The following is an 11,067-nucleotide window of genomic DNA, read 5'->3' on the forward strand; positions in this document are numbered from 1 at the left end:
ATTAATCAAATTTCTGCATAAAAGGTTCGTTAAGAACCGTTAAGAACCTACTACATGAAACTTTCAACGGAGGAAAATTAACCAATGTAGCAGTAAGTATAAGATTAGTTTAAACTAAAGCTAGTTGCTAAATAAGAATATTTATGGAAAACAACTTGGACAAATATATTGAAGTTACTCCTGGGATTCGTAGTGGTAAACCACGAATTACTGGAACAAGAATTACAGTTGCAGATGTGGCAATTATGTATCTCCGCATGGGGCATTCTTTAGAAGAAATTGCTGGAAAATATCAGCTTTCATTAGTATCAGTTCATACAGCAATGGCATTTTACTATGAACATCGGCAAGAAATTGACCAGCAAATTGCTGATGCTGAAGCTTATGCTGAAGCCGAACGTCTCAACAGTCCTTCACTGTTACAGGAAAAACTCAATGCGATGAAAAAATATGCCTAAACGCATTCAATTTCACCTTGATGAAAATGTTGATCCTGATATTGCTTTAGCTTTGAGACAGGCTGGTATTGACGTGACAACTACACAGGGGGCGAATCTTTTGGCAAAGAGTGATACAGTTCAGTTAGATTTTGCTAAAGAAAAGTCGCGCGTGCTAGTTACACACGATGATGATTTTCTGATTCTCAATCATCAAGGAATTGATCATAGTGGGATTGTTTATTGTCGTAAAGATACAAAATCAATTGGGTATATTATTCGGATGCTGATCTTACTTTACGAAGTTGCTACTCTTGAGGAAATGAAGGGTAGAGTAGAATATTTGTAAACAAACAAATAGCGGTAATTGGTGCAAATTCAGTACGAGGGCGTTGCTGAATCGAGGTATGAAATTCCCAAATTGAACCTTTAAAACTCTTACCTTTGCGTCTTCGCGCCTTTGCGCGAAACAAAAACTATGGTTAATTGACCTCACATTTTAACAATGATACAAGGACACGCGCCCTCCTACAAGATGGAATCATCTTTTTTGTGGAGTTATCTCAAAGGAAATCCTGTGAGGATTTCCCAGTTTTAGCCAATATGACTAAAAATCTATCGCTTGAAACGAGAACGTTGTTGACGGCGTTGCTTGTGTCTAGCGATCGCTTTGCGCTTTTCTTTTTCTAAAGGTGTTTCAAAGTGACGCTTTTTCCGCATATCCTGGAAAATTCCGGCTTTGGAAACTTCCCGCTTAAATCTTCGTAGTGCTGATTCAATTCCTTCATTTTCACCTAAGACCACTTGTGTCATTCCTGTTCCTCCGTAGTTTAAATCAATATTTGAGAACTAAAGTCAAAATAAAATACTCCAGCAGCACTTAGCATGAAACCGTATCTGCTGGATACTCTAGATTTTAATTTTTTTTCTGGACTTAGTAGCGATCGCGGTCTCCACCGCCACCACGATTTCCCCAACTTCTAGTGCCGCCACGAGGAGAACCAGAAACCCTGTCTTCCCTCGGTTTAGCTTTGTTTACGCGCAGATTACGTCCCATCCATTCAGCACTATCCAATGCTGCAATTGCTTTGGCTTCGTCTGCTTCTGATCCCATTTCCACAAAGGCAAAACTTCGTGGGCGACCAGTTTCTCGGTCTGTAGGTAGCTGCACATGACTAACTGTTCCGTACTATGCAAAAGCCCGTTTCAGGTCTTCTTCTGTTACCTGATAGGACAAATTACCAACGTAAATCGACATAGAAGAGGGTCCCCCAAACCAGAGAGTGTAGAGAGTTAGATTCGGAGAGACGTATTTAAAAAAATCTTAAACCGACTTACTCAACCGAAAATAATCTTTGATATCCCCAAGTATAGCACTACATGAGAATATTAACCCATAATGGACAAATTTTCCCAACAAAACTACCAGTATTGTCAGGAAATTCTCCATGACAAACACTGTTTCAGTAGGAGGTAAACCGTGTAAGAATGCTTTGCGCTTCTTGACACAGTAACTCATGATTTTGATAATTACTCGCCAGTAATTCTCCCCATTGAGAGATGTCGCCAGTGTTATATTGTAATGGCGTACAGTCAAAATGGGTAAACCTGCCACCTGCTTCCGTCAAAATTAGTTCGGGAGCAGCCATATCCCAGTCTTTAGGTGCGGATTTACCGGCAAGGGAAATGTAAACATCTGCTTGCTGTTCAACTATCGCGGCAATTTTGCAACCGACGCTACCAATTGCTTTTTGACTTTGACAAGGCAGGTGCTGCAATAGATATTCTAACCTATCATTGCGGTGTGAGCGACTAACAACCAAAATTAGATCTTGGATATTTTTACGGGAGTTCAGTCGCACAGGCAAAGAACCTGTTGCAGTTTCGATAAAAGTCCCACCACCTCTAGTGGCATAATATAACTTTTGTGTCTCTGGAACTGCCACGACGGCTAACATTGTCTGTGTTCCTTGAACTAAGGCAATATGAATTGCATATTCTCCAGTTTTATTGATAAAGTCCCTTGTCCCGTCTAATGGGTCAATAATCCATACCCACTCAGCAGGATTTTTTCCCTGTTGCGATTTATAAGTTTCTTCGCTGATATATCCAAAGTCTTCATCATCTAAAGCGGCTTGTAACTGTGACAAGATATATTCACTGACCGCTAAATCTGCCACTGTAACGGGTTCGCTGTCTTTATACTGGATCTCTAAATTTGGTGCGGCGGCAGTACCATGATAATAAGAACTCAGGAGACTGGCTGCACCCCAACCTACCTTCCGGGCAATTCTTAATATTTTGGATAAGTCTTTCATTTGGGGACAAATTTGAGTGGAATAGGAAAATTAAATACTATAGCAGGAGTCAGGATGAAGAAGGAAAAAGAGAAAGAAAGAGAAAGAAGAGAGAGTTTCAAGTGTGGATTTTCGTGTAAATGGTGGATTTTATTCAAGTGTGTCTATAAGAATTCAGATTTTAGCTTTTTCTATGACTGCGGCGAGCGCTTCCACTTGAATTGGTTTAGTCATAAAGTCATTCATCCCTGCCTTAAAGCAAGCCTGACGGTCTTCTTCGGAAATATTCGCGGTAATAGCGATAATCCAAGGTTGAGCCTGGGAAGATTGACGAATAATTTGAGTTGCGGTAATACCGTCCATTTCTGGCATCTTCATATCCATTAAAATCACATCATAAAATTGTCTTTTTAACATTTCTAATACTTCTAATCCATTATTGGCAATATCAGCAATATAGCCTATTTTTTTGAGGGAATATAGGGCAACTTTTTGATTAACTTTGTTATCTTCCGCTAAGAGAATTTTCATGGAAAATGGTGTGGCGATATCTGTTTCTTCTCTTGAAACTTGCCATGAATTATCTTCTGGTATTAAATCACAAACTAAAACAGATTTGGTTACAAATGTGAAATAAAATGTTGAACCTTGAAGATGGTCATTGTTAACATTAGCAGTCCAACTTAAAGGGGGCTGACCTCCGACTCTTCCACGACTTTCTACCCATATTGTCCCTCCCATTAAATTTACTAAACTTTTACTAATTGCCAAGCCTAACCCTGTGCCACCATATTTGTGACTAATAAAAGCATCTGCTTGAGTAAAGGGTTGAAATAGTTTATTTAAGTGATCTTTTTCAATACCAATTCCTGTATCTTCAATGGATACCATTAACTCTATATCTTCATTTTCCCATTTTTTATTAACTATAACAGCAATAAAAATATGACCTTTATTTGTAAATTTAATAGCATTTCCCACAAGGTTGATTAAAATTTGGCGGAAGCGAGAATCATCTCCTAAGATATGAGCAGGAATATCGGGTTGAATTCTATAATTAATATCAATACCTTTATTCAGTGCCTGTTTATAAAGAATACTGCACACGGATTTGATAATTTTTTTCAAGCTAAAGGGACGTTGTTCTAAATCAAAATTATTAGACTCAATTTTCGAGAAATCGAGAATATCATTGATAATATTTAAAAGTGCATTACTGCTATCTCTAATTGTGGTAACTAAATCTTTTTGTTCCTCTGAGAGTTCTGTCATGTAGAGAAGTTGAGCCATACCAATTACACCATTCATAGGAGTGCGAATTTCATGACTCACATTTGCTAAAAATTCACTTTTGGCTTGGGTTGCTGTTTCTGCTACTTCCTTTGCTTGAGATAGGATAAACTGTTTTTCTAAGGCTTCATGATAATCTTTGAGAACTTTTTCTCTTTGTTGACGTTCGACATCTTTGAGTTGATTAAGTTCTTGTAGTTTCAAATTTTGAGCGATTAGGGTAGCATTGGCTATCTGCAAATCACTCTTCACTTGATTGTTTTCATTTAAAACTGCATTTAAAATTAAGGTTGTTACACAAATACCGGCAATAAAAGACTGTAATAGTAGCAAAGAAATTTGCAGAGAATCATTGATAAATGAACTATGCCCTTTAACTGTGCAGATTGCCAGAATTATCGTCATTATCACCATTAAAATGGTTGCACCTAGTTCTTTAAATCTAAAAGCTGTCCACACCAATAGAGGCACTAGTAAATATTCTGCATTTTTACCTCTAGAAATGATATTACTAACAACTAATGTTAAAAATAAAATAATAGTAGCTTCTAGCCAACGATGTTTTATTGAGTAAATAAATGAACTAATATTGCTGTGCCAAGCAGTGATTAAGGAGGTAAGAACGAGAATTCCGAAAGCATCACCTAACCACCAAGATAGGGCAATATTGAAGTAAATTGACCAAAGAGCTTTACCAAAGATACATAATAACAATGAACAGAAAACTGCCACAGGTAAATGACTAAGAAAACAGCCATAGATGATAAATTGAATAGTATCTTTAGCTCGGTGCAAAAAGTAGCGATTACCAACCAAATATTCAGTCCAATAGACAGACAAAAGCTTTCCGGCTGTGACAATGGCAACGATAAAGATGGTTAAAAATAGACTGGAAACATTTACCCATCCTTGATATGTCGTCAACTGGGTGATAAATACGCCAATCATTACTCCTAACCATAGGGGATAACCCCAGATAGTGATGAGTCCGACAGCAATACCTCCGGGTATCCAAATCGGGGTTGATCCTGTGGAGGGGTAAGTGGTGAATATATAAGATAATTGGGATGCGATGTAGTAGGCGATCGCCACTACTACCTGTTTCCACCAAGCAACCTGACGAAAGTTAAATATATCCAGTTGAGGACGAAAATCAATAAACATAATTAAACATCAAACATTTAAATTCAACCAAGGGCGCGTACCAAAATGTTTGCACGCCTCCGCAGCAATATTTCCAGCTAATGCTAATGCCTCTATAAAATTTGTCTCCAGGATATAGTGACAGAAAGCACCGTGAAAAATATCTCCTGCTCCTAGTGTATCAACGGACTGTATTTTTGGCACATTAACTACACCAGACCGATCAGGCGTTAAGTATTGGATGGGGTTTTCCCCTTGAGTAATGGCAATATAAGGAATGTGAAAATTTTGCAAATAGGCAAAAACGTCTTCCTGATTTTCGCAGTTAGGCGGATAGAAATTAGCAGAACAAATAGCATAATTGACAAAGGGTAATATTTCTGCAAATCCTGGTTTCCAGCTACCACCATCAATGACAACTGGAATATTCTGAATATTAGCAGTTTGGGCAATAATTTTGCTGACTTCCATTTGATGCCCGTCAATTAATACAATATCAATATCTTGTAAAATATTTGTAGGAATAGAGGTAATATTCGCCTGAGTTTTAACGGCATTAATAGAAATTACCGCTCTTTCACCTGTACTTTGCGTAACAACAATTGAAGAGACCGGCGGTGGTGTTTTCCTATAGGAGTCTAAGTCAATAATTGCAACGTGGTAATTCTCTAAATCGCTACAGATTAACTGTGTGATCTGGTGCGAACCCAATATACCTAAAACTGTAGATTGGTTGCCTAAATGACTGAAGGTGACGGCGGCGTTTGTTGCCGGTCCCCCTGCTGCCACAGTATAGTCAGTGGCAACTAATTTTTGATTATTTTGGGGAGGGGAGTCCGCGAGATAAATGAAATCTAAGGTAATTAAACCGACAAATAAGCCAGATTTGCTCATTGCTAATTGGTAGCTTGCTTAAAGTATTAATTTAGGGTAACATCCCCGTGTCTACCCATAATGATAATTTTTATGCGGGGAATCAAAAAAAGTGTAACCCTTGAGAACTGGAAAATTTAACCTAGATTGTCTTCATTTCTTTAAAATCGTTCTTATAGCTTAATAGAGATTAGTAAAATACTGTTAAGTAAGTTCATAAATCCAATAGCACTGACGTATAATCAATAGAATCATAGTAAAATTATTTCAATTAGAGAGTAAAAGATCATGTTCAAAAATATGGCGATGGATGCACTAGGTTTGAGTGATATTGGTGCTGTGATCAAACCAGAAGATTTTCATAAAGTTGATAGTGATGATTATGTGATTCATGAAGAAGGGGAAAAAATCTATTTTTTAATTAAGTCAAAAACTGATGAATACTGTTTTACGAATCTAGCATTAATTCATCTAGATGGAAATTCTGCGGTTAGTAAAAAACGTCTACTCAAACGTTTTAGTTATAGTCATCATATTATTAAGGATGTGAAGCTAGAAACCGCAGGGACAATAGATATGGATATCGAAATCAAGTTGATAATGGGGGATATATCCTATTCTATTGATGTTGCTAAAATTTATATTGATCCTTTGAAAGACTTGTACAAGGCTTTACTGAAAATTGGCTCAATTCAACGAGAAAATGCTCTTTATCATCAATATGCTCAAACTAGTTTAAATACGGCAGCTAGTACAGTTAGTCGTTCAACAACTACATCAACTTCAGAAGAGCAATTTAAATCAATTAATCAGTATGCTTTTAATTGGTTAAAATATGCTCATGAAACTTATGTGCGGAAAGATTTTGGTGAGGTGTTTGAGAAATTTATTAACAACTAATTGATAAATTACAGCAAATTGTCATCAAACCCCTCTCCGCAAGCGATGAGGGGAATAAGATTTACCTCCTAAGAGCATCAAACCGCTGTATGATTAAAGATGTAATGAAAATAGATTTGCAGAAATTGAAGAGGAGATAAAAGCAATGGAAAAAGCACCAGTAACAACTCTCTATAATCAAGATTTTGTTCTCTGGGTTGAGAATACAATTCAGCAATTAAAGGAGAGAAATGTTAATGATATTGATTGGAATAATTTAATTGAGGAGGTATCATCTTTGGGAGGAAGAGAGAGACGAGAATTAGAGAATCGTTTGACGACTTTGTTTGAACACGCACTCAAACGATGTTATGTCCCCTTACCTGACTGTTATCGGGGGTGGGAAAATACTATTAAACGAACTCAAAAAGACATAAAAAAATTGTTAAGAGATTCTCCTAGTTTACAGAATTATTTTTTAGAAATTTTCTCTGAATGCTATCTAGATGGGGTTGATAACCTAATTAATGAATATGATGTTAATTTTCCTGATATTTGTCCTTTCCCAGAAAATTTAGAGATTTTGTTAAATAATAAATTTTGGGAAAATGAAGGAAATTCACCAATGAATTAAATTATATTGAAGATTATCTAATTCAGTGAGATCATTAAATCCGTTTAATCCGTGTTCTGGAATTATCTAATCCGTGTTCAAGATTAAATTGAAGATTATCTAATTCAGTGAGATCATTAAATCCGTTTAATCCGTGTTCTGAAATTATCTAATCCGTGTTCAAAATTAATATGCAAACTGAACCCAAACCAGGAACACTTTATATTGTCGCTACACCCATTGGTAATCTAGAAGATATGACTTTTAGAGCGGTGAGAATTTTACAAGCAGTGGACATGATTGCGGCAGAAGATACACGCCACACAGGCAGATTATTACAACATTTTCAGGTAAAAACTCCCCAAGTTAGTTACCATGAACATAATAGTAATAGTCGTATTCCCGAATTATTAGAACAGTTACAATTTGGAAAAGCGATCGCTTTGGTAAGTGATGCGGGAATGCCAGGAATTTCTGACCCAGGATATGAGTTAATTAAGGCTTGTATTGATAATGGGATCACGGTTGTTCCTATCCCCGGTGCAAGTGCCGTAATTACGGCTTTGAGCGCGGCTGGATTACCCACAGATAGGTTTATTTTTGATGGTTTTTTACCGGCTAAAAGTCAACAACGCCGGAAATATTTGGAATCTTTGCAAGGTGAATCCCGAACCTTGGCTTTCTATGAATCACCTCACAGATTACGAGATACTTTAGCAGATTTGGGGGCAATCTTGGGAAGCGATCGCTCTCTAGTTATAGCACGAGAACTGACGAAATTATACGAAGAATTTTGGCGGGGAACAATTGCCGAGGGGATTACCCATTACCAAGACAAAGAACCCCAAGGAGAATATACTCTTTTAGTAGCTGGAAATCCACCTAGTAAACCTCAACTCACAGAAACCGAATTAAAAAACGAACTATTATCAATGATTAAACAGGGTATTTCTCGTTCTCAAGCTAGTCGTGAGATAGCAAAGGATACGGGTTTATCTCGTCGCTATCTCTATCAACTAGCTTTGACAATTGAACTTAGCAGTTAAGTATAGAAACGATGATCAGGATCTAGAATAGGACAAACTGAATCAGGATATCCAGGATGAAAGGATGTACAGGATAATGATTTAAAATGGTGCGTTACTATATTATATAGCGATCGCTATGCTACACCCAAAGTCTTTACCAATGGTGCGTTACTAGTCGCTAACATACCCTAATATTTGGCTGTCACCTGTCATTTTTACTGACTTTTTGTAATAAAAGCTACACTAACCTCCCAGAGGACTATTTTATTCCATTAAGGTTTTCAGATTTTACCAGTGGGGAAGAAACCGAATAGTTTGACTACTCCACTGATTAAGGCGATAATCACTGCTACTAGAACTCCACGATTAATAAATTCTTGGTTATCTAGTCTTTTATCAATACCAATAACTTTTTCTTCTAGGGTTTTAATTTCCCCTGATAGTTTTCCATCTAGGGTTTTAATTTCCCCTGATAATTCTGCCTGTCCAATTTCCAGTTTATTTAGTCTACCATCAATAATTTCTAGTTTTTGATTGACTTCAGCAAATTGCTTCTCCATTTTTTGATTGACTTCAGCAAATTGCCGATCCATTTTTTGGTTAACTTCGGTAAATTGCTTCTCTATCTTTTGATCCAAACGAGATAATATTTCTTCCAGAGTATAAGTGAGAATTGGTGGGTTGGTTGTCATATATTTTGGTGATAGTTATTTTGGGGACAATAACAGTAGCATCTGTCATTTTACTATTTTACCCCCTTGTGAAGGAGAAGCGGGTTTTTTACCAACAAGATACCACGTGAGTTCGGAGTTCGGAGTTTCTCCTTCGGAGACGCTACGCGAACGGAGTTATGATTTTTTCAACGAGAGAATAAGGGTTTGAGACTCCTAGGTGGGGTGAGTTTTCCACAAATTATCGTTACGTCGAACTCAGGTGATACCCGACTTCTTAGAGAAATCGGGTATCTGACTCTTGCAAATATTACCGCTACGTAGCTTAAACAGTCACAAAGCTACTAGTAGATAAAGTACCCTTGTATCCCGTAATATCCCTACCCGGAGAATCAAATAGGCTTACGCTATCGCTCCAAAGGAGAAAACCGCATCATTAAAATCGTAGTCACTTACCCCCACACCCGCAGGTAGATCTTCAAAACCAAAGGTATTATTCCCAAAACTTCTTAAATGAGCCGCACCGTCCGGGTTAGCTACCCCAAAGCTAAAATAGGCTACAGGTAAAGTCGTGTAATTTTGCGCGGTAGCCGGACTATTATTAGGGTTCGCAGCAAAGAAAGCATTAATCGCTTGTTGGAGATTACCGGAGAAGTTACCACCATTAGCAATTACAAAGGGAGAATAGATTTTACCACCACTGACAACGACATCACTCGCAGCACCACTACTTGAACCCCCTACCCGCACAATAAAGTTATCTACTACCTTACTCAAAGCAGCTTTCGCATAACCAGTTTCCCCGGGTTTAATGCCATTTACAGACCCCGTTACATCATCCACCTCATAGAGACCGAACAGATTATTAAAAGCTGCGGTGGTCCGATTTAGGGCATTTTGCAGGGAGTTTTTGACAAGGGATGGGTTGTAGTTATTAGGAAATTTGTAGCCCAATGTATCAACAATACCAGTTAATGTACCTGCTTCCCTGGGAATCAGTTTATCATCAGGAGCAATTGGGATTAGCTGAGTTGGTGCTACAGTATCAGTTGCAGCTTTACCCGTAACCGTTACCCTAACATTAGCGCTTGCGGAAAGATCACCATCAGAGACAGTGTAACTAAAGACATCATTACCTAAATAATTGGCATCTAACAGCGTATAGGTCAAATTATTGCCATTGATATCAACTTTGCCATATTTACCGTCGGTTTTGCCGGTGAGCTTTAAACTATCTCCTTCAGGGTCACTATCATTGTTTAAAGGGTTGATAGTTCCCGCACTTCCTTGACTGACAGATAATTGATCATTTTGTGCAACGGGAGGATCATTTACCGGAGTCAGATTGATTGTGATGGTAGCAGGATCAGATTCTGCTTTTGGAGTACCATTATCAATCGCTGCTACTGTGAATGTGGCAACATTACCATTAGCATTAACAACGGGATTATATCGCACATTAGCCAGGTCATTAACTAATATCTCTTGATTGACAGTCACTTGTTGACCATTCACAAAAGTTAGGCTTCCAGCGGTTGGTAAACTTATTACCTTAATTGCCATTAAATCATTATTGTCCTCGTCTTGGTATTTACCCTTGTCTTTGAAGTCTCCAATACCAAAACTAATTATTTGATCTTCTTGTCCATTTTGGGTGAAGCTTTGCAGATTTGGTTTTTTGTTATCATCCGTTGGGTCAATGGGTGCAGCGTCATCATTATTAATTGTTCCCTTCGCTGTGCCATTTGTGGAACTAACAACCGCACCATTATTAGGATTGCTTAAACTCACAGTAAAAGTCTCATTGCCTTCAAATAGGCTATCTTGAGTTGTTTG

At 37.8% G+C, this 11,067-nt stretch carries 11 protein-coding genes and 1 pseudogene; 5 read left to right on the forward strand and 7 right to left on the reverse strand.

The window, feature by feature from the left end; all coding sequences use genetic code 11:
• Positions 1 to 143 precede the first annotated feature (143 nt).
• Complete coding sequence (locus IQ226_RS16910) at positions 144 to 458, forward strand: DUF433 domain-containing protein (RefSeq protein ID WP_193897167.1); 315 nt, start codon at positions 144 to 146, stop codon at positions 456 to 458.
• Entirely contained in the window at positions 451 to 786 is a 336-nt protein-coding gene (locus tag IQ226_RS16915; protein ID WP_193897168.1) for a DUF5615 family PIN-like protein, read from the forward strand. Before IQ226_RS16910 ends, IQ226_RS16915 begins: the two co-directional genes overlap by 8 nt.
• 266 nt (positions 787 to 1,052) lie before the next feature.
• On the opposite strand, the gene rpsU is transcribed toward IQ226_RS16915, so the two are convergent.
• From rpsU to IQ226_RS16940, 5 genes and pseudogenes are all read right to left on the reverse strand, one after another.
• The gene (gene rpsU, locus IQ226_RS16920) at positions 1,053 to 1,250 is read right to left on the reverse strand and encodes a 30S ribosomal protein S21 (RefSeq protein ID WP_015078697.1); all 198 of its coding nucleotides are present in this window, start codon (positions 1,248 to 1,250) and stop codon (positions 1,053 to 1,055) included.
• Positions 1,251 to 1,371: 121 nt separating this feature from the next.
• A pseudogene (locus IQ226_RS16925) lies at positions 1,372 to 1,695 on the reverse strand (RNA recognition motif domain-containing protein).
• Between the two features lie 205 nt (positions 1,696 to 1,900).
• The gene (locus IQ226_RS16930) at positions 1,901 to 2,755 is read right to left on the reverse strand and encodes a 3'(2'),5'-bisphosphate nucleotidase CysQ (protein ID WP_193897170.1); all 855 of its coding nucleotides are present in this window, start codon (positions 2,753 to 2,755) and stop codon (positions 1,901 to 1,903) included.
• A 153-nt stretch (positions 2,756 to 2,908) separates the two neighbouring features.
• The gene (locus IQ226_RS16935; protein WP_193897172.1) at positions 2,909 to 5,188 is read right to left on the reverse strand and encodes an MASE1 domain-containing protein; all 2,280 of its coding nucleotides are present in this window, start codon (positions 5,186 to 5,188) and stop codon (positions 2,909 to 2,911) included.
• Positions 5,189 to 5,197: 9 nt separating this feature from the next.
• The gene (locus IQ226_RS16940; RefSeq protein ID WP_193897174.1) at positions 5,198 to 6,061 is read right to left on the reverse strand and encodes a sugar kinase; all 864 of its coding nucleotides are present in this window, start codon (positions 6,059 to 6,061) and stop codon (positions 5,198 to 5,200) included.
• Between the two features lie 267 nt (positions 6,062 to 6,328).
• Between IQ226_RS16940 and IQ226_RS16945 the strand changes: the two genes are divergently transcribed.
• From IQ226_RS16945 to rsmI, 3 genes are all read left to right on the forward strand, one after another.
• Positions 6,329 to 6,940, forward strand: a complete 612-nt coding sequence (locus IQ226_RS16945) for a PH domain-containing protein (protein ID WP_193897176.1) — start codon at positions 6,329 to 6,331, stop codon at positions 6,938 to 6,940.
• A gap of 145 nt (positions 6,941 to 7,085) precedes the next feature.
• On the forward strand, positions 7,086 to 7,553 hold the full coding sequence (locus IQ226_RS16950) for a DUF29 domain-containing protein (protein ID WP_168467470.1): 468 nt from the start codon (positions 7,086 to 7,088) through the stop codon (positions 7,551 to 7,553).
• A 170-nt stretch (positions 7,554 to 7,723) separates the two neighbouring features.
• A complete protein-coding gene (gene rsmI / locus IQ226_RS16955) occupies positions 7,724 to 8,578 on the forward strand; it encodes a 16S rRNA (cytidine(1402)-2'-O)-methyltransferase (protein ID WP_193897178.1) in 855 nt (284 codons plus the stop codon).
• A gap of 263 nt (positions 8,579 to 8,841) precedes the next feature.
• On the opposite strand, the gene IQ226_RS16960 is transcribed toward rsmI, so the two are convergent.
• Positions 8,842 to 9,252, reverse strand: a complete 411-nt coding sequence (locus tag IQ226_RS16960) for a hypothetical protein (protein WP_053538561.1) — start codon at positions 9,250 to 9,252, stop codon at positions 8,842 to 8,844.
• A 381-nt stretch (positions 9,253 to 9,633) separates the two neighbouring features.
• A partial coding sequence (locus tag IQ226_RS16965) for an Ig-like domain-containing protein (RefSeq protein WP_193897180.1) occupies positions 9,634 to 11,067 on the reverse strand: 1,434 nt, incomplete at its 5' end.

Source organism: Dolichospermum sp. LEGE 00240, assembly GCF_015207875.1.
Taxonomy (GTDB): domain Bacteria; phylum Cyanobacteriota; class Cyanobacteriia; order Cyanobacteriales; family Nostocaceae; genus Dolichospermum; species Dolichospermum gracile.

Coding starts and splice junctions, on each gene's coding strand:
- rsmI (WP_193897178.1), top strand. CDS start 7,724: ATGCAAACTGAACCCAAACCAGGAACACTTTATATTGTCGCTACACCC.
- IQ226_RS16930 (WP_193897170.1), bottom strand. CDS start 2,755: ATGAAAGACTTATCCAAAATATTAAGAATTGCCCGGAAGGTAGGTTGG.
- rpsU (WP_015078697.1), bottom strand. CDS start 1,250: ATGACACAAGTGGTCTTAGGTGAAAATGAAGGAATTGAATCAGCACTA.
- IQ226_RS16940 (WP_193897174.1), bottom strand. CDS start 6,061: ATGAGCAAATCTGGCTTATTTGTCGGTTTAATTACCTTAGATTTCATT.
- IQ226_RS16960 (WP_053538561.1), bottom strand. CDS start 9,252: ATGACAACCAACCCACCAATTCTCACTTATACTCTGGAAGAAATATTA.
- IQ226_RS16915 (WP_193897168.1), top strand. CDS start 451: ATGCCTAAACGCATTCAATTTCACCTTGATGAAAATGTTGATCCTGAT.
- IQ226_RS16935 (WP_193897172.1), bottom strand. CDS start 5,188: ATGTTTATTGATTTTCGTCCTCAACTGGATATATTTAACTTTCGTCAG.
- IQ226_RS16910 (WP_193897167.1), top strand. CDS start 144: ATGGAAAACAACTTGGACAAATATATTGAAGTTACTCCTGGGATTCGT.
- IQ226_RS16945 (WP_193897176.1), top strand. CDS start 6,329: ATGTTCAAAAATATGGCGATGGATGCACTAGGTTTGAGTGATATTGGT.
- IQ226_RS16950 (WP_168467470.1), top strand. CDS start 7,086: ATGGAAAAAGCACCAGTAACAACTCTCTATAATCAAGATTTTGTTCTC.